Below are 18309 nucleotides of genomic sequence, written 5' to 3' on the forward strand. Positions count from 1 at the left end.
GCTCCCACAGGGATTTCGGGCCTTCACAATATTTGTGAATTACGCCGACTACTGTGGGAGCGAGCCTGCTCGCGGTAGCTGTTTCAGAGATGCATCAACGGAAGCGATCAACCTCGGAACGCAGATCCGCCGCCAGCTTCTCCAACTCTTTAGCGGTGACAGCCAGGTTCGACACCACCTCACGCTGCTCGCTGTTGGCCAAGGCGATGCTCTGCAAATTGCTGCTCAGCAACGTAGCAGTGCTGCTCTGCTCCTGAGTGGCGGTGGTGATCGCGGCGAACTGCTGGCCTGCCGAACGGCTTTGCTCGTCGATCCGCGCCAGCGCCGAGGCGACATTGGCGTTGCGCGACAGGCCTTCCTGCATCAGCACATTGCCCTGTTCCATGGTGCTGATCGCGTTGCCGGTTTCCTGTTGGATGCTGTGGATCATGCTGGAGATTTCATCGGTCGCCTGACGGGTGCGCGAGGCGAGGCTGCGCACTTCGTCCGCGACCACGGCAAAACCGCGACCCTGCTCACCGGCACGCGCGGCTTCGATGGCAGCGTTGAGTGCCAACAGGTTGGTCTGCTCGGCGATCGAGGTGATCACGCCAACAATGCCGCCGATTTCCTGAGAGCGCTGCCCCAGCGTGTTGATCACACTGGCGGTGCTGTTCAGCGCACCGGCGATCTGCTCCAGCGACGACGACGCTTCTTCCATCGAGCTGCGGCCAATCTGCGTCTGCTGAGCGTTTTCCTGCGCCAGGCGCTGGGTCGCGCCCATGTTGTCGGCGATGTTCAACGACGTCGCGCTGAACTCTTCCACGGCGCCGGCCATGCTGGTGATTTCGCCCGACTGCTGCTCCATGCCCTCATACGCACCGCCGGACAAACCGGACAGCGCCTGCGCACGGCTGTTGACCTCTTCCGAAGCGCGGCGGATGTGCTCGACCATGGTCGACAGCGCCTGGCTCATCTGGTTGAACGCGCGGGACAGCTGTCCGATTTCATCGTGGCTCGATACGTTCAGACGCACGCTCAGATCACCAGCACCCAAGGCCTCGGCCTGACGCACCAGGTCACCCAGCGGCGCGAGTTTGCTGCGCAGCAGCCAGACCACGGAACCGACCGCGAGCAACATCGCCAGCAGGCTGCCGATCGCCAGTTGCGTACCGACGCTCCAGGTCACCGCGCGGATCTCGGCTTTCGGCATGCTCGCCACCACCGACCACGGGCCACCTTCGAACGGCACGGCGATGCTGTAGAAGTCCTCGCCCTTGTCGCTCCAGAACTCACCCTTGCCCGGGGTTTTCACCAGGTTGTTGATGGTCGGGGCGGCTTGATCCAGGTTTTCGACGCCGGCAATCGGCACCAGCCATTTGTTCTGCTCGTCGAGCAGCGCCAGCGAGCCGGTCTTGCCAATGCGGAAGCGCTTGAGATTGGCGAACTGCGCGTTCTGCGCGTCGGTGTAGTCGAAGCCGACGTACAGCACGGCGATGATCTTGCCGCCCGCATCGCGCACCGGGGTGTACTGCGACATGTAGTAGCGCTCGAACAGCAACGAGCGGCCGACATAACTCTGCCCCGCCATCAACTTCGCGTAGGCCGGGTTGGCATGATCGAGCACGGTGCCGATGGCACGGGTGCCGTCCTGCTTGCTGACGTTGGTGCTAACGCGAATGAAGTCTTCGCCGCTGCGCACGAATACCGTGGCCACACCGGCGGTCATCTGCTTGAACTCGTCAACTTCCTTGAAGTTGTTGTTCAGCACTTCGTTACCCAGGTGCAGGCCCGGGGTCTGCACGCCGGCCACGGTCACTGGCTGATCGGGGTGCACACTCAAACCACTGCCGAAGCGCTTTTCGAACAGCCCGCTCAGGCGCAGGGTGCTTTCGCGCAGCGTACCGTGGAAGGTACTCAGTTGATCGGCCAGCAGCCGGGCCTCACTGGCCAGATGCTCTTCACGGGTGGCGAGGTTGGCGGAATCCAGCGAACGCAAGGCGAACACCGTACTGCCGCTGATGACTATCGCCAGTATCACAGCAAGGGCAAGACCCAGCTGCGAGGCGATCCGAGCACGAGGTTGAGACATGAACAGCTCCTGGCCGAGCCACCGAATCCTCCTTGATCGCGGTAATTGCCCGGAAAATATTCTAATAATGGGGGTAGCGCGGAACCGGCACGACGGTTCCACATGCTCGTAGTCGGCGGTAAAACCGAATACTTGAGCGGATTGCGTGGGTATGGCGCAGTAGTGGCATTGTGCCGGCTCGAACGTTTCAGCTCAAGCGCTCTACCGCCGGCAATTGCATGGCGCGGACTTCGCCTTGGAGAAAATCGCTGAGGCGGCGCAAACGTTCACCTCCCGGGCGCGGCTTTGGCCAGACCAGGTAATAATTCAGGCCACTGGCGACGGCCGTTGGCCACGGCAGGCTCAAGCGCCCTTGCGCAACATCTTCGGCAACCATCAACAGATCCCCCATCGAAACGCCATAGCCGCGCGCCGCCGCGATCATGCCCAGCTCCAGCGTATCGAACACTTGCCCGCCCTTGAGCGAAACCTGATCGGACAGGCCCATGCGCTCCAGCCAACTGCGCCAGTCGCGGCGATCCGGGGTCGGGTGCAGCAGTTCAGCCGTCGCCAGACGCGCCACGTCCCAAGGTTGATCATTGAGCAGGTTCGGCGCGCCGACCGGGATCAATTCTTCGGGAAACAGCAGGCTCGCTTCCCAGTCCGGCGGGAAATGCCCGTCACTGAGCAACACCGCGCAATCGAACGGTTCATTGTTGAAGTCCACCGAATCGATATCCATCCATGCGCTGGTCAATTGCACCTCATTGCCCGGCTGCAAATGGCGGAAGCGACTCAACCGCGCCAACAGCCAACGCATGGTCAGGGTCGATGGCGCTTTCATGCGCAGGATGTCGTCCTCGGCGCGCAAGGTATTGCAGGCGCGCTCGAGGGCGGCGAAGCCTTCGCGGATACCGGGTAGCAGCAGCCGCGCCGATTCGGTCAGTTGCAGATTGCGCCCGCTGCGGTGAAACAGCCGGCAGGCGAAGTGTTCCTCAAGCGTGCGCATGTGCCGACTGACCGCGCTCTGGGTGATCGACAGTTCTTCCGCCGCGCGGGTGAACGAGCTGTGTCGCGCTGCCGCTTCGAATGCGCGCAGGGCATACAACGGCGGAAGGCGTCGGGACATACATAAAGCTCCAATAGCGGGGATACAGCCAATTCGGCAGGACGATTCAGGATGAGTATTAATCATGCCACCCATCCTTTTTATCCCTTTGTGCAAAGCCTGCCAAGCGCCGAGAATCGACGCTCTTCTGCTTCCTCTGATATTTGGGTGGTGATGACCATGCAGCATCCTGTGCGTACCGAACTCTGGGCCATTCTGCGGCTGGCGGGGCCGCTGATCGCTTCGCAGTTGGCGCACATGCTGATGGTGCTGACCGACACCCTGATGATGGCGCGCCTCAGCCCCGAAGCGCTGGCCGGTGGCGGCCTTGGTGCCGCGAGCTACTCGTTCGTGTCGATTTTCTGCATCGGCGTGATTGCAGCGGTCGGCACACTGGTGGCAATCCGTCAGGGTGCCGGCGACATCATCGGTGCCGCGCGCCTGACACAGGCCGGGTTGTGGCTGGCCTGGCTGATGGCCCTCGGCGGCGGGCTGTTGTTGTGGAACCTCAAACCGGTGTTGCTGCTGTTCGGCCAAACCGAAACCAACGTCAACGCCGCCGGGCAATTTCTCATCGCCCTGCCCTTCGCCCTGCCCGGTTATCTGAGCTTCATGGCCCTGCGCGGTTTTACAAGTGCGATTGGCCGGGCGACGCCAGTGATGGTCATCAGCCTCGCCGGCACGGTGGCCAACTTCCTGCTCAACTACGCGCTGATTACCGGCATGTTCGGCCTGCCGCAGCTGGGTCTGACCGGCATTGGTCTGGTCACAGCGATTGTCGCCAACTGCATGGCACTGGCGCTGGCCTGGCATATCCGCCGGCATCCGGCGTATGACGCTTATCCGTTGCGCGCCGGCCTGTCGCGACCGAACCGGCAATACCTCAAGGAACTCTGGCGCCTGGGCCTGCCGATCGGTGGCACCTATGCGGTAGAGGTCGGGTTGTTCGCTTTCGCTGCGCTGTGCATGGGCACCATGGGCAGTACGCAGATGGGCGCGCATCAGATTGCTCTGCAGATCGTGTCGGTGGCGTTCATGGTCCCGGCCGGGATGTCCTATGCCATCACCATGCGCGTCGGCCAGCACTATGGCGCCGGGCAACTGGTCGATGCGCGCATGTCCGGGCGTGTCGGCATCGCCTTCGGCGCCGTGGTGATGCTCGGCTTCGCCCTGGTGTTCTGGCTGTGGCCGAACCAGTTGGTCGGCCTGTTCCTAGACCACAACGATCCGGCGTTTGCCGAGGTGATCCGTCTGGCGGTGAGCCTGCTGGCCGTAGCGGCGTGGTTCGAACTATTCGACGGCACGCAGACGATTGCCATGGGCTGTATTCGCGGGCTCAAGGATGCCAAGACTACGTTTCTGGTCGGGCTCGCTTGCTATTGGCTGATTGGCGCACCGGCGGCGTGGTGGATGGCTTTCCATCTCAATTGGGGACCGACCGGCGTCTGGTGGGGTTTGGCGTTGGGCTTGGCGTGCGCAGCGGTAAGCCTGACACTGGCGTTCGAATGGAAGATGCAGCGGATGATTCGGCGCGAGCCGCAAGCTCAAGGTTTCAACATCCCCCAGGCCGAATGAGGGTTCCTTTGTGGGAGCGAGCCTGCTCGCGAAGACCGAGTGTCAGGCCCAGATCATTCAGCTGACAGAACGCCTTCGCGAGCAGGCTCGCTCCCACGGGGATTTGTGCCGGCCGCAACAATCGTGATCAACCGACGATTTCCAAAGCCGGCTGCTGGCTCGATCCCGAGGTCAGATATTCCACCAGCTCATCCAGCGGCAACGGTCGGCTGATCAGATAACCCTGTACCTGATCGCAGCCGAACCCGCGCAACAACTCCAGTTGCTCCGGCGTCTCGACGCCCTCGGCGACCACTTCCAGATGAAGGTTGTGCGCGAGGTTGATCATCGCGTGCACCAGTTTGCGGTTCTCTTCGCGCTGTTCCATGCCGCCGACAAAACTCTTGTCGATCTTCAACAAGGTGATCGGCAGGCTGTTGAGGTGCACGAATGATGAAAACCCGGTGCCGAAATCGTCCAGCGAGAAGCGCACGCCGAGGCGGCCGAGGGCGTCCATGGTCTGTTTGACCAGATCGCTGCGCCGCATCACCGCGGTTTCGGTCAGTTCGAATTCCAGCCACTGCGCCTCCACCCCACGTTCGGCAATCAGGCGGCTGAGCGTCGGCAGCAACTGGCTGTCCTGAAACTGGCGGAACGACAGGTTGATCGCCATGTGCAGCGCCGGCAGACCCTGCTCGCGCAAGGCCTGCATATCGCGCAAGGCGCGGGAAATCACCCAGTAACCCAATGGCACGATCAGACCGCTCTGCTCGGCCAGCGGGACGAACTCGCTCGGTGGCAACAGCCCGCGCTCGCCATGACGCCAGCGCACCAGCGCTTCGAGGCCGACAATCTGGCCGTCTTCAAGATTCAGGCGTGGCTGGTAATGCAGTTCCAGCTCATCGCGGCGCAAGGCCCGGCGCAGTTCACTTTCGAGGTCGGCCATGCTCCGCGCGTTGCGGTTGATGCGTTCGTTGAAGATATGAAAAGTGCAGCCCTGCGTGCTCTTGGCCTGCTGCATGGCGATGTGCGCGTGCCACATCAGTGGATCGGCACCACCATTGGCGCGGGCATGGGCGATGCCGAGGCTGGAACCGATCAGCAGGCTTTCGCCGTCAACCCAGTAAGGTTCGGCCAACGCCTCAGTAATGCGTTCGGCCATCCACTCGGCGCGTTGCGGTGCACGACGGGTATCGATCAGCAGAGCGAATTCATCGCTGCCCAGCCGTGCCAGTTGATCGCCGGCCTCCAGCTGACTTTTCAGCCGCGCGACCACTTGCAGGATCAAGCGATCGCCGGCCTGATGACCGAGAGCGTCGTTGGCATGACGGAAGTTGTCGAGATCGAGATGGCCGAGGGCGAGGCCGCGACCGTCGCCTTCGGCAAGGCGCGCCGTGAGCAGGGTCTGGAAGCCCTGACGGTTGGCGATACCGGTCAGCGGGTCCTGTTCGGCGAGGCGCTGAAGAGTGTTTTCCAGCACGCCGCGCTCGCGCACATGGCGCAGGCAACGCTGGAGCATGCCGGCGTCGAGGGCGTCGAACACCAGCCAGTCGCTGACACCGACCGGCGCGGTGGCCGGTTCGTGCTCCAGCAGCAGAACGGTCGGCAGGCTGCAACGCCCGGGCGGCGGTTGCAACGCCGGCAGAGTCAGTAATACCGCGTGGCGGTTATCCTCGAACAGGCGGCTGACCGAATCCCAGTTCGGCGCGCTGATCAGCACCGCCGCGCTCCCCATCGGAGCCAGACACTCACGCAACAACGCTGTCCACGCTGGCTCTTCGGCCAGTAGCAGCAAACGCAAGGGTTCGACAGGCGTAGACAAGCTGACTCCCTAGACTCTGCAATGATGTAGGCGGGGCATTATGCCGGTGTGCTGAACAATGACCAATGCGTTGTCTGATGACAACGGCATCGAAACGTTATTTTGTGTCACGAATGAGAACATTAGCCGCAAAATCCCCGCGTATCCTGCGTGAAAGTAACAAAAGCGGCAAATCTGAATCGCGTGCTGCGTCACAAGTCGGACAGAGCAGCAGAAATCGCTGAGCCTGTTAAAATGCCGGCCCATTTCGTCAACGACTCCCGAATTTTCGTATGTCCCGACTCAATCCCCGGCAGCAAGAAGCCGTGAACTACGTCGGCGGCCCTCTATTGGTGCTCGCCGGTGCTGGCTCCGGCAAGACCAGCGTGATCACACGCAAGATCGCGCACCTGATCCAGAACTGCGGCATCCGCGCCCAGTACATCGTCGCCATGACCTTTACCAACAAGGCCGCGCGCGAAATGAAAGAGCGGGTCGGCACCCTGTTGCGTGCCGGCGAAGGCCGTGGCCTGACCGTCTGCACCTTCCACAACCTGGGCCTGAACATCATCCGCAAGGAGCATGCGCGGCTGGGCTACAAACCCGGTTTCTCGATCTTCGACGAAACCGACGTCAAAGCCCTGATGACCGACATCATGCAGAAGGAATACGCAGGCGACGACGGCGTCGACGAGATCAAGAACATGATCGGCGCCTGGAAAAACGACCTGATTCTGCCCGCCCAGGCCTTGGAAAACGCGCGCAATCCCAAGGAACATACCGCCGCGATCGTCTACACCCACTACCAGCGCACGCTCAAGGCGTTCAACGCGGTGGACTTCGATGACCTGATCCTGCTGCCGGTAAAGCTCTTCGAAGAACACGCCGACATTCTCGAAAAGTGGCAGAACAAGGTGCGGTACCTGCTCGTCGACGAATACCAGGACACCAACGCCAGCCAGTATCTGTTGGTGAAGATGCTCATCGGCAAGCGCAACCAGTTCACCGTGGTGGGCGACGATGACCAGTCGATCTACGCTTGGCGTGGCGCGCGCCCGGAAAACCTGATGCTGCTCAAGGACGACTATCCGTCCTTGAAAGTGGTCATGCTCGAGCAGAACTACCGCTCCACCAGCCGCATCCTGCGCTGCGCCAACGTGCTGATCTCGAATAACCCGCACGAATTCGAAAAACAGTTGTGGAGCGAGATGGGCCACGGCGACGAGATCCGCGTGATCCGCTGCCGCAACGAGGACGCCGAAGCCGAGCGCGTGGCCATGGAAATCCTCAGCCTGCACTTGCGCACCGACCGCCCGTACAGCGATTTCGCCATTCTTTATCGCGGTAACTATCAGGCCAAGCTGATCGAACTGAAGCTGCAGCACCACCAGGTGCCGTATCGTCTGAGCGGCGGCAACAGCTTCTTTGGCCGTCAGGAAGTGAAGGACCTGATGGCCTACTTCCGCCTGATCGTCAATCCGGATGACGACAACGCCTTCCTGCGCGTGATCAACGTGCCGCGTCGCGAGATCGGCTCGACCACCCTGGAAAAGCTCGGCAACTACGCCACCGAACGCAAGATCTCGATGTACGCCGCCACCGACGAAATTGGCCTGGGCGAACATCTCGACAGCCGCTTTACTGATCGCCTGGCGCGCTTCAAGCGCTTCATGGACAAGGTCCGCGAGCAGTGCGCCGGCGAAGATCCGATCTCGGCGCTACGCAGCATGGTCATGGACATCGACTACGAGAACTGGCTGCGTACCAACAGCTCCAGCGACAAGGCGGCGGACTACCGCATGGGCAACGTCTGGTTCCTGATCGAGGCGTTGAAAAACACCCTCGAGAAAGACGAAGACGGCGAAATGACCGTCGAAGACGCCATCGGCAAACTGGTGCTGCGTGACATGCTCGAGCGCCAGCAGGAAGAAGAGGACGGTGCCGAAGGCGTGCAGATGATGACCCTGCATGCGTCCAAGGGTCTGGAATTCCCTTACGTGTTCATCATGGGCATGGAAGAGGAAATCCTCCCGCACCGCTCCAGCATCGAAGCCGACACGATCGAAGAAGAACGCCGCCTGGCCTACGTGGGCATCACCCGCGCGCGTCAGACCCTGGCCTTCACCTTCGCCGCCAAGCGCAAGCAGTACGGTGAAATCATCGACTGCGCGCCGAGCCGCTTCCTCGATGAGCTGCCACCGGACGATCTGGCCTGGGAAGGCAACGACGACACACCGACTGAAGTCAAAGCCGTGCGTGGCAATAGCGCATTGGCTGACATACGCGCGATGTTAAAGCGCTAGAATCGACTACTTTTTAATCTACCTTCGGCGCCCATCGCGCCAATAGAGGAAGCTGTTGTGGAAGCACTGCACAAAAAAATCCGCGAAGAAGGCATCGTGCTTTCCGATCAGGTCCTGAAAGTCGACGCTTTCCTGAACCACCAGATCGACCCGGCCCTGATGAAGCTGATCGGCGACGAATTCGCCGCGCTCTTCAAGGACTCGGGGATCACCAAGATCGTCACCATCGAAGCCTCGGGCATCGCCCCGGCGATCATGACCGGTCTGAACCTCGGCGTGCCGGTGATCTTCGCCCGCAAGCAACAGTCGCTGACCCTGACTGAAAACCTGCTCTCGGCGACCGTCTACTCGTTCACCAAGAAGACCGAAAGCACCGTGGCCATTTCCCCGCGCCACCTGACCAGCAGCGACCGCGTGCTGATCATCGACGACTTCCTGGCCAACGGTAAGGCCTCGCAAGCGCTGATCTCGATCATCAAACAGGCCGGCGCCACCGTTGCCGGTCTGGGCATCGTCATCGAGAAGTCGTTCCAGGGCGGCCGCGCCGAACTGGACTCGCAGGGCTACCGCGTCGAGTCGCTGGCTCGCGTGCAATCGCTGAAGGATGGCGTCGTTACCTTCATCGAGTAACCAGCGGCCCCTAGTTATTTCCTGTGGGAGCGAGCCTGCTCGCGAATGCGTTGTGTCAGTCACCCTGTTGAGTGAATGACACACCGCTTTCGCGAGCAGGCTCGCTCCCACAGTGGGTTCTGGGGGTGGTCAGTTATTGCGCGGTAGCTTTGAGGCCTGTGAGCAGCAGGCGTTGGAAAAGGTCCTCCTTCAGGCCCTCCGGATTCGTCAGTTGCATCCGTTCAAGATGTTCCGGGAACGTTGAGGCCTCCGGCGCATCCAGCGCTGCCTTGCCCAATTCCAGAATCTCGGTCAGCTTGAACTTGCTCTTCAGCCAGTTCAGCGCCCGCAGCAGATCACGTTCGATCGCGGTGAAATCACAGCCCAGCGGATACTCCGGAAACAGGTTCGGGTGCCGCGCGGCAATCGCCTGCAAGCGTTGCGGTGTGTTATCGGCAAACCGTGGATCGATACGGAAATCCTTTGGCAGCTTGCCGACTTTCTGCGCCTGCTCGATCAGCCCCGGCTGGAAGCGAGAATCGCTGATGTTGAGCAGCGCTTCGATCACCGCTGCGTCGGATTTGCCGCGCAGATCAGCGATGCCGTACTCGGTGACGACGATATCGCGCAGGTGCCGCGGGATCGTGCAGTGGCCGTAGTCCCAGACGATATTGGAACTGACCTCGCCGCCCGATTCGCGCCAGCTACGCAGGATCAACATCGATCGCGCGCCTTCCAGCGCATGGCCCTGAGCAACAAAGTTGTACTGGCCGCCAACACCGCTGAGCACGCGTCCGTCTGCCAATTGATCAGCCACCCCGGCGCCAAGCAGAGTCATGGTGAACACGGTGTTGATGAAGCGCGCATCGATGCGCTGCAAGCGCTTGAGCTCTTCCTGGCCGTACAGCTCGTTGATGTAGCTGATGCGGGTCATGTTGAATTCAAGCAGCTTGCTTTGCGGCAACTCGCGCAGCCGCTCATAAAAACTGCGCGGGCCAAGGAAGAAGCCGCCGTGCACCGAGATACCGTCGGGCTGTGCCGCTTCATCGAGGGTGCCGGCATTGGCCTGCTCCTGGGTCGGCACATCCGGGTAGACCTTGCGCCGAATGATCCCGGCATCCGTCAATACCAACAGCCCGTTGACGAACATCTCGCTGCAACCGTAAAGGCCTTTGGCAAATGGCGTGGTGCCGCCCTCGCGCTGGATCAATTGCGCCCATTGACTGAGGTTGATGTCATCGAGCAACGCCTGATAACCGGCGTTATCGGCCTGACGGGCAAGTAGCGCAGCAGTCAACGCATCCCCCATCGAGCCGATACCAATTTGCAATGTGCCGCCATCGCGCACCAGCGTACTGGCGTGCAAGCCAATGAAATGATCCTGAAAGCCCACCGGCATGTTCGGCGTGGAAAACAGCGTGCTGCTGTCCTTCTCGTCGATCAGCAGATCAAACGTGTCGATGTCGACTTCCGCATCGCCGGGCATGTACGGCAGATCCGTATGCACCTGGCCGACCAGCACAATGGTCTCCCCCGCCTCGCGGCGCTTGGCGATCATCGGCAACAGGTCGAGGGTGATGTCGGGGTTGCAGCTCAGGCTTAAGCGATCAGGGTGTTCGCTGCTGCTGGCGAGCAATTGCGCCACCAGATTGAGACCCGCTGCGTTGATGTCGCGAGCGGCATGGCTGTAATTGCTGCTGACGTAATCCTGCTGCGCCGGCGCGCTGTTGAGCAGACTGCCAGGCTGCATGAAAAACTGCTGGATACGGATGTTGGCGGGCAGACTGTCGCGCTGCAGATCGGCGAGAAAATCAAACTCCGGATAATCACCAAACACCCGCTCTACAAAGGGCTCGATAAAGCGCTTCTGCAAGCCATCGCCCAGATTCGGCCGACCGAGGCACAGCGCGGTATAGATCGTCAGCTGCCGCTCGGGCAGGTCCTTGATGCGCCGGTACAGCGCGTTGACGAAGTGATTCGGCTTGCCCAACCCCAGCGGCAGGCCCATGTGGATGTGCGCAGGCAAACGCGCCAGCACATCGTCCACCGCCTGTTCGATCGAACACAACTGCACCATCTGAAGCCTCCCGCCCGTTCCGTTGATAGGGGTAGACCGAGATTGCCTTGAGTTTGCTGCAAAGGACAGCATTTGGTTTCGAGGGATCAGGGCCTGAATGAATCGGAAACCAGAAACCACAGACACAAAAAAACCGTCCGAAGACGGTTTTTTTCAAAGCCGGCGCTGATTACAGACCGGACATCTCTTTGATCGCACCCTTGAGCTCTTCATCGGTGCAATCGGCGCAGGTGCCTTTTGGCGGCATGGCGTTGATGCCGGTGATGGCCTTGGCGAGGATGCCGTCCAGACCACCCTGATGATCGGCCCGCTCCTTCCAGGCTGCCTTGTCGCCGATCTTCGGCGCGCCGAGCAGGCCCGTGCCGTGACAAGCGTTGCAGTGCTTGGCGATCACGTCTTTAGGGGCCTTTGCTCCGCCGCCACCGCCAGCGGTAGCAGCCACTTCCATACCCTTGCATTCCTGCCCTTGAACACACACCTGGCCGACGGGCTCAAGGCGTTTGGCGATGTCGTCATTTGTCGCAGCTTGAGCGCTGACAGCCCAGAGGGCCAGTACGGTTGCTGGTGCAGCCAGCATTTTCATAATTAGGTTCACGCGTTCACCCTCAATGGTGGCTATTCACGCCTGCGGCCACGGTTCGCAGGCGGGCGCAAGTATAGCGGGTAGGCCGCTGTACTGAAACAACCCCATGGTTAGAGGGATCTTGTTGCCCATCGGTAAAACGGTTCGGGGGCCTTTGCCATATTGGCCTGGCGCCCTCTGCTTAGAAATTCGCCGGCGTGGCTGCGCTGATTAGTCGCGCCGGCACGTCGAACGGGTTACGGAAACGATGCGGCTTGGTACTTTCAAAATAGTAGCTGTCGCCGGCTTCGAGGATAAAAGTTTCCAGCCCTACCACCAGTTCGAGGCGGCCTTCCACCAGAATCCCGGTTTCCTCGCCCTCGTGGGTGAGCATTTCTTCGCCGGTGTCGGCGCCCGGCGGGTAGATTTCGTTGAGGAAGGCGATGGCGCGGCTCGGGTGGGCGCGGCCGACCAGTTTCATGGTCACGGCGCCGTCGGAGATGTCGATCAGCTCATTGGCCTTGTAGACGATCTGGGTCGGTTGGTCCTGCAGGATCTCTTCGGAAAAGAACTCGACCATCGACATGGGAATCCCGCCGAGCACCTTTCTCAGCGAACTGATCGAAGGGCTGACGCTGTTCTTTTCGATCATCGAAATGGTGCTGTTGGTGACGCCCGCGCGTTTGGCGAGTTCACGCTGGGAAAGCCCTTTGAGCTTGCGGATCGATTGCAGTCGTTCACCGACGTCCAAGGCGGGAGCCTCCTGATGTTGTAAGAATATTGAGCGTTATCATGGCGACAGCGTTCAGTATTTACAACAGCTGGCCCCCGCAGCGGCGTTAACCCTCGGAATAGAGCCTTGGCACCCGTTTCAGGTTACAGAAGATCTGATACGGGATGGTATCGGCCCACTTTGCCACGTCGCTGGCGAGGATGTTTTTACCCCACAGCTCGACAGTTGAACCAAGCCCCGCTTCCGCTACGTCGGTCAGATCGATGCAGAGCATGTCCATCGACACGCGCCCCAGCAGGCGGCTGGGTTTGCCCGCCACCAGCACGGGTGTGCCGGTCGGCGCCTGGCGGGGGTAGCCGTCGGCGTAACCCATGGCGACCACGCCGATGCGCATCGGCTTGTCGGTGATGAATCTGGCGCCATAGCCGATCGGCTCGCCGGCCGGCAATTCACGCACACTGATGACTTTCGATTCGAGGGTCATCACCGGTTGCAGGCGTTCAGCCACGGCGTTGGCTTCTTCGAACGGGGTCGCGCCGTAGAGCATGATGCCCGGGCGTACCCAGTCGCTTTGAATTTCTGGCCACCCAAGCACGGCTGGCGAGTTGCGCAAGCTGACTTCCGCCGCCAGACCCTGACGCGCCGCTTCGAACACCGCGACCTGCTCGGCACTGCTTTGCGCATGCAGTTCATCGGCGCGGGCGAAGTGGCTCATTAGCACGATTTTCGCCACCTTGCCGCTGGCCAGCAGACGCTGATAGGCCGCTGGATAATCTTTCGGATGCAGGCCGACGCGGTGCATGCCGGAATCGAGCTTGAGCCACACCGTGACCGGTTTGCTCAGGACTGCCTGCTCGATCGCTTCGAGCTGCCAAAGCGAATGCACCACGCACCAGAAATCATGCTCGACGATCAACGCCAGCTCATCGGCTTCGAAGAAGCCTTCCAGCAGCAGTACCGGAGCGCGAATTCCGGCAGCGCGCAGCTCCAATGCTTCTTCGATGCAGGCCACGGCAAAACCGTCCGCTTCGGCTTCCAGCGCTTGGGCGCAACGTACCGCGCCATGGCCGTAGGCGTCCGCCTTGATCACGGCGAGCGCCTTGGCGCCGGTGACTTCGCGGGCAATTCGGTAGTTGTGGCGCAGGGCTTGAAGGTCGATCAGGGCACGGGCAGGACGCATGGCGGCAACTTCTGGGCGGTCATGGGAAGAAAAACCGGCGCTGACTGACGACGTGAACCGCCAACAGCACCGGGAGAGGGATCTTGGGAACGTTATGGCAGCGCGGCGACGATGGAGATCTCCACCAGAATGCTCGGCTTGGCCATCTTCGCTTCGACGGTGGCACGGGCCGGCGCGGCGCCTTTTGGCAGCCACTGATCCCACACCGCGTTCATTCCGGCGAAGTGCGCTTCGATGTCGTTCAGGTAGATCGTCGCCGACAACAGATGCTGCTTGTCCGTCCCGGCCAGATCGAGCAAGCGCTCGATGTTGGCTAGCACCTCGCGGGTCTGCTGTTCAATTCCGGCGTCGAAGTCGTCGCCGACCTGCCCGGCCAGATACACGGTGCCGTTGTGGCTGACGATCTGACTCATGCGCTCATTGGTGAGCTGGCGCTGGATTGACATGTTTTGCGGACTCCTGGGTCTGGTTGCCGTAACGGGAAATATCGAGGCCTTCAGCGCTGATCTGCGGCTTTTTCTTCGCCATCAGGTCGGCGAGCAAACGGCCGGAACCACAGGCCATGGTCCAGCCGAGCGTACCGTGACCGGTGTTGAGGAACAGATTCTTGAACGGCGTGGCGCCAACGATCGGCGTACCGTCCGGGGTGGTCGGGCGCAGGCCGGTCCAGAAACTCGCCTCGGCCAGATTGCCGCCCTGAGGATAAAGGTCGTTGACGATCATCTCCAGGGTTTCGCGCCGACGCGGGTTCAGCGACAGGTCAAAACCGGCGATCTCGGCCATGCCGCCGACGCGGATGCGGTTGTCGAAACGGGTGATCGCGACCTTGTAGGTCTCGTCGAGAATGGTCGACGTTGGCGCCATGTCCGGGTTGGTGATCGGCACGGTCAGCGAGTAGCCCTTGAGCGGATACACCGGGGCCTTGATGCCCAACGGCTTGAGCAGTTGCGGCGAGTAGCTGCCCAGCGCCAGCACGTAGCGGTCAGCGGTTTCCAGCTTGCCGTCGATCCACACACCGTTGATGCGATCACCGGCGTAGTCGAGTTTCTGGATGTCCTGGCCGAAACGGAATTCCACACCGAGCTTGCGCGCCATTTCGGCGAGACGGGTGGTGAAGATCTGGCAGTCGCCGGTCTGGTCGTTGGGCAGACGCAGGGCGCCAGCGAGAATGTCAGTCACGCCTGCCAGAGCCGGTTCGACGCGGGCAATGCCGGCGCGGTCGAGGACTTCAAACGGCACGCCGGACTCTTTCAGCACGGCGATGTCTTTGGCGGCGTTATCCAGCTGCGCCTGAGTGCGGAACAACTGCGTGGTGCCGAGGCTGCGGCCTTCGTAGGCGATACCGGTTTCGGCGCGCAATTCATCGAGGCAGTCGCGGCTGTACTCGGACAGACGCACCATGCGCTCCTTGTTCACCGCGTAACGGCTGGCGGTGCAGTTGCGCAGCATTTGCGCCATCCACAGGTATTGGTCGATATCGGCGGTGGCCTTGATCGCCAATGGCGCATGGCGTTGCAGCAACCACTTGATGGCCTTGAGCGGCACGCCCGGCGCGGCCCACGGCGAGGCGTAACCCGGCGAGACCTGGCCGGCGTTGGCGAAACTGGTCTCCATGGCCGCAGCAGGCTGCCGGTCGACCACCACCACTTCAAACCCGGCACGGGCCAGATAGTAAGCACTGGCGGTACCGATGACGCCGCTACCCAAGACCATGACGCGCATTTTCAATCCCTCATCGCGGCTTTTCGCCGAACTGTTTGTTAGAGCAATGATGGGCGCAGTGTAAAAAAGAAATGCCAGTGCTTTTCACTATATAAGCGCCTATATTTGGCGACAATTCTCGGCAAAAACCCTTTTCACGGAGGCGCATCCCCTATGCGTACCAACACTCAGACCAAACGTGAGCTGGACAAGATCGACCGCAACATCCTGCGAATCCTCCAGGCGGACGGGCGGATTTCCTTTACCGAGCTCGGGGAAAAGGTCGGCCTCTCGACCACGCCGTGCACCGAGCGCGTGCGACGTCTGGAGCGCGAGGGGATCATCATGGGCTACAACGCCCGGCTCAATCCGCAGCATTTGAAGGGTAGCCTGCTGGTGTTCGTCGAGATCAGCCTCGACTACAAATCCGGCGACACATTCGAAGAGTTCCGACGCGCGGTGCTGAAGCTGCCGCATGTGCTGGAGTGCCATTTGGTGTCAGGGGATTTCGACTATCTGGTGAAAGCGCGGATTTCCGAGATGGCCTCGTATCGCAAACTGCTCGGCGACATTCTCTTGAAGCTGCCGCATGTGCGTGAATCGAAGAGCTACATCGTCATGGAAGAGGTGAAAGAGAGCCTTTGCCTGCCGATTCCGGATTGATCACCGCAATGATCGTTCCCACGCTCTGCGTGGGAATGCAGCCCGGGACGCTCTGCGTCCCAAAGGCCGAACGCGGAGCGTCCGAAGAGGCATTCCCACGCAGAGCGTGGGAACGATCGCTTACACCAACACCTGCCGATTCGCCGCCATGTACTCGAAAATCTGCTTCTCGACCCGTGGATGTATCAACTCCACCGGCCGCCGCTCGTTCGGGCACGGCAGGGTCTTGGTCGTACCAAACAATCGACAGATCAGCGGCCGCTCTTCATACACCGTGCAGCCATTCGGCCCCAGATGCACACAGTTGAGTTCTTCCAGCGCCGCATCCTGCTCGGCGCGGGATTTGCGCGGCAGCCGGGCCATTTCCTCGGGCGACGTGGTCACCGGGCCGCAGCAGTCGTGGCAGCCCGGCACGCAGTCGAACGTGGGGATCTGCTGACGCAGGGTGCGGATTTTCTGACTGTTGCAGCTCATCGAAACGGTGACCAAAGTGGCGGGCTGATGATTGTGCCGCAAAAGCCCGGATCCAGACACCGCAGGCCGACCGATGTTGCCCACGTTCGGGCGCGCGGCTTATGCTCCGTCAAATTTTCTCGACACTCAGCCGTTGGATGATGCCCATGACCGCCCGCGCCCAGACCACCGCGAGCCAACCCCACGTTGCCTCTTATTACGCCGCCAGCAGCCTGCCGCAGCCTGACCATCCCGTGCTGCAAGGCGAGGTGGTGGCGGATGTCTGCGTGGTCGGCGGTGGCTTTTCCGGGTTGAACACGGCGCTGGAACTGGCCGAACGCGGTTTCAGCGTAGTGTTGCTGGAAGCGCACCGGATCGGCTGGGGCGCCAGTGGTCGCAACGGCGGGCAGTTGATTCGCGGTGTCGGTCACGGCCTTGATCAGTTCGCCAATGTCATCGGTGCCGAAGGCGTGCGCGAGATGAAGCTCATGGGCCTGGAAGCGGTGGAGATTGTCCGCCGGCGCGTCGAGCGTTTCGGCATTGCCTGCGACCTGACCTGGGGCTACTGCGACCTCGCCAACAAGCCTTCCGATCTCGACGGTTTTGCCGAAGATGCCGAAGAGTTGCGCGGCCTCGGTTACCGCTACGAAACCCGTCTGTTGCAGGCCAGTGAAATGCACACCGTGGTCGGTTCCAAGCGCTATGTCGGCGGCTTGATCGACATGGGCTCCGGGCATCTGCACCCGCTGAATCTGGCGCTGGGCGAAGCGGCAGCGGCGCAGCAACTGGGCGTGCAATTGTTCGAGCAATCGGCAGTGACGCGCATCGATTACGGTCCCGAAGTTAAGGTGCACACGGCGCAGGGCTCGGTGCGGGCCAAAACTCTGGTGCTGGGCTGCAATGCCTATCTCAATGACCTCAACCCGCAACTGAGCGGCAAGGTCCTGCCCGCCGGCAGTTACATCATCGCCACCGAACCGCTGAGCGCAGAGCAGGCGCACAACCTGCTGCCGCAGAACATGGCGGTCTGCGACCAGCGGGTGGCGCTCGATTACTACCGGCTCTCGGCGGATCGACGTTTGTTGTTTGGCGGCGCATGTCATTACTCGGGACGCGATCCGAAAGACATCGGCGCCTATATGCAACCGAAGATGCTTGAAGTGTTCCCGCAACTGGCCGGGGTGAAAGTCGATTATCAGTGGGGCGGGATGATCGGCATCGGCGCCAACCGCTTGCCGCAGATTGGCCGGCTCGCCGAGCAGCCGAACGTGTATTACGCCCAGGCGTATTCCGGGCATGGGGTGAATGCCACGCACCTGGCCGGCAAGCTGCTGGCCGAAGCAATCAGCGGACAGCACGGCGGCGGCTTTGATCTGTTCGCCAAGGTGCCGCACATCACCTTCCCCGGCGGCAAGCATTTGCGCTCGCCGTTGTTGGCGTTGGGGATGTTGTGGCATCGGCTGAAAGAGTTGGTCTGAGGGTATTTCGTCAGGATCATTCCCACGCTCCGCGTGG

The 18309-nt window shown here is 61.2% G+C and carries 15 protein-coding genes; 5 read left to right on the forward strand and 10 right to left on the reverse strand.

Annotation, left to right across the window (positions count from 1 at the left end; all coding sequences use genetic code 11):
- Positions 1-94 precede the first annotated feature (94 nt).
- Positions 95-2071, reverse strand: a complete 1977-nt coding sequence (locus BXA01_RS15115) for a methyl-accepting chemotaxis protein (RefSeq protein ID WP_016772578.1) — start codon at positions 2069-2071, stop codon at positions 95-97.
- A 187-nt stretch (positions 2072-2258) separates the two neighbouring features.
- Positions 2259-3179, reverse strand: coding sequence for a LysR substrate-binding domain-containing protein (locus tag BXA01_RS15120; protein WP_024014781.1), 921 nt, complete (start codon positions 3177-3179; stop codon positions 2259-2261).
- A gap of 159 nt (positions 3180-3338) precedes the next feature.
- On the opposite strand from BXA01_RS15120, the gene BXA01_RS15125 reads away from it, so the two are divergent.
- Positions 3339-4733: a NorM family multidrug efflux MATE transporter gene (locus tag BXA01_RS15125; protein ID WP_076564531.1), complete on the forward strand. Its 1395-nt coding sequence runs from the start codon at positions 3339-3341 to the stop codon at positions 4731-4733.
- Positions 4734-4860: 127 nt separating this feature from the next.
- On the opposite strand, the gene BXA01_RS15130 is transcribed toward BXA01_RS15125, so the two are convergent.
- On the reverse strand, positions 4861-6534 hold the full coding sequence (locus tag BXA01_RS15130) for a putative bifunctional diguanylate cyclase/phosphodiesterase (protein WP_076564532.1): 1674 nt from the start codon (positions 6532-6534) through the stop codon (positions 4861-4863).
- A 272-nt stretch (positions 6535-6806) separates the two neighbouring features.
- Here BXA01_RS15130 and rep point away from each other — a divergent pair, with 272 nt between their 5' ends.
- Together rep and BXA01_RS15140 are read left to right on the forward strand one after the other, a co-directional pair.
- Positions 6807-8816 (forward strand): DNA helicase Rep, encoded by a 2010-nt coding sequence (rep, locus tag BXA01_RS15135; RefSeq protein WP_076564533.1) that lies wholly within the window; start codon positions 6807-6809, stop codon positions 8814-8816.
- Between the two features lie 57 nt (positions 8817-8873).
- Complete coding sequence (locus BXA01_RS15140; protein ID WP_016772573.1) at positions 8874-9446, forward strand: xanthine phosphoribosyltransferase; 573 nt, start codon at positions 8874-8876, stop codon at positions 9444-9446.
- A 133-nt stretch (positions 9447-9579) separates the two neighbouring features.
- Here the strand turns inward: BXA01_RS15140 and BXA01_RS15145 are convergent, their stop codons facing one another.
- The 6 genes from BXA01_RS15145 to dadA all read right to left on the reverse strand — a co-directional run bounded on the left by BXA01_RS15145 (position 9580) and on the right by dadA (position 15699).
- Positions 9580-11502, reverse strand: a complete 1923-nt coding sequence (locus BXA01_RS15145; protein ID WP_076564534.1) for an acetyl-CoA hydrolase/transferase C-terminal domain-containing protein — start codon at positions 11500-11502, stop codon at positions 9580-9582.
- A 169-nt stretch (positions 11503-11671) separates the two neighbouring features.
- Complete coding sequence (locus BXA01_RS15150; RefSeq protein ID WP_016772567.1) at positions 11672-12085, reverse strand: c-type cytochrome; 414 nt, start codon at positions 12083-12085, stop codon at positions 11672-11674.
- Positions 12086-12266: 181 nt separating this feature from the next.
- Complete coding sequence (locus BXA01_RS15155; RefSeq protein ID WP_016772566.1) at positions 12267-12815, reverse strand: cupin domain-containing protein; 549 nt, start codon at positions 12813-12815, stop codon at positions 12267-12269.
- 88 nt (positions 12816-12903) lie between these two features.
- Positions 12904-13977, reverse strand: coding sequence for an alanine racemase (gene alr / locus BXA01_RS15160; RefSeq protein ID WP_076564535.1), 1074 nt, complete (start codon positions 13975-13977; stop codon positions 12904-12906).
- 92 nt (positions 13978-14069) lie between these two features.
- Positions 14070-14423 (reverse strand): RidA family protein, encoded by a 354-nt coding sequence (locus BXA01_RS15165; protein ID WP_041476645.1) that lies wholly within the window; start codon positions 14421-14423, stop codon positions 14070-14072.
- A complete protein-coding gene (dadA, locus tag BXA01_RS15170; protein ID WP_071172120.1) occupies positions 14395-15699 on the reverse strand; it encodes a D-amino acid dehydrogenase in 1305 nt (434 codons plus the stop codon). Before dadA ends, BXA01_RS15165 begins: the two co-directional genes overlap by 29 nt.
- A gap of 153 nt (positions 15700-15852) precedes the next feature.
- Between dadA and BXA01_RS15175 the strand changes: the two genes are divergently transcribed.
- Complete coding sequence (locus BXA01_RS15175) at positions 15853-16341, forward strand: Lrp/AsnC ligand binding domain-containing protein (protein ID WP_010465173.1); 489 nt, start codon at positions 15853-15855, stop codon at positions 16339-16341.
- A 120-nt stretch (positions 16342-16461) separates the two neighbouring features.
- On the opposite strand, the gene BXA01_RS15180 is transcribed toward BXA01_RS15175, so the two are convergent.
- Positions 16462-16815, reverse strand: a complete 354-nt coding sequence (locus BXA01_RS15180; RefSeq protein WP_041476668.1) for a YkgJ family cysteine cluster protein — start codon at positions 16813-16815, stop codon at positions 16462-16464.
- A 146-nt stretch (positions 16816-16961) separates the two neighbouring features.
- Here BXA01_RS15180 and BXA01_RS15185 point away from each other — a divergent pair, with 146 nt between their 5' ends.
- Entirely contained in the window at positions 16962-18272 is a 1311-nt protein-coding gene (locus BXA01_RS15185; RefSeq protein WP_076564536.1) for an NAD(P)/FAD-dependent oxidoreductase, read from the forward strand.
- Positions 18273-18309 lie beyond the last annotated feature (37 nt).

The sequence above is a fragment of the Pseudomonas sp. B10 genome (assembly GCF_900156235.1).
Lineage (GTDB): Bacteria > Pseudomonadota > Gammaproteobacteria > Pseudomonadales > Pseudomonadaceae > Aquipseudomonas > Aquipseudomonas siliginis.

Coding starts and splice junctions, on each gene's coding strand:
- BXA01_RS15185 (WP_076564536.1), top strand. CDS start 16,962: ATGACCGCCCGCGCCCAGACCACCGCGAGCCAACCCCACGTTGCCTCT.
- alr (WP_076564535.1), bottom strand. CDS start 13,977: ATGCGTCCTGCCCGTGCCCTGATCGACCTTCAAGCCCTGCGCCACAAC.
- BXA01_RS15175 (WP_010465173.1), top strand. CDS start 15,853: ATGCGTACCAACACTCAGACCAAACGTGAGCTGGACAAGATCGACCGC.
- BXA01_RS15150 (WP_016772567.1), bottom strand. CDS start 12,085: ATGAAAATGCTGGCTGCACCAGCAACCGTACTGGCCCTCTGGGCTGTC.
- BXA01_RS15180 (WP_041476668.1), bottom strand. CDS start 16,815: ATGAGCTGCAACAGTCAGAAAATCCGCACCCTGCGTCAGCAGATCCCC.
- BXA01_RS15115 (WP_016772578.1), bottom strand. CDS start 2,071: ATGTCTCAACCTCGTGCTCGGATCGCCTCGCAGCTGGGTCTTGCCCTT.
- BXA01_RS15145 (WP_076564534.1), bottom strand. CDS start 11,502: ATGGTGCAGTTGTGTTCGATCGAACAGGCGGTGGACGATGTGCTGGCG.
- BXA01_RS15120 (WP_024014781.1), bottom strand. CDS start 3,179: ATGTCCCGACGCCTTCCGCCGTTGTATGCCCTGCGCGCATTCGAAGCG.
- BXA01_RS15125 (WP_076564531.1), top strand. CDS start 3,339: ATGCAGCATCCTGTGCGTACCGAACTCTGGGCCATTCTGCGGCTGGCG.
- dadA (WP_071172120.1), bottom strand. CDS start 15,699: ATGCGCGTCATGGTCTTGGGTAGCGGCGTCATCGGTACCGCCAGTGCT.
- rep (WP_076564533.1), top strand. CDS start 6,807: ATGTCCCGACTCAATCCCCGGCAGCAAGAAGCCGTGAACTACGTCGGC.
- BXA01_RS15165 (WP_041476645.1), bottom strand. CDS start 14,423: ATGTCAATCCAGCGCCAGCTCACCAATGAGCGCATGAGTCAGATCGTC.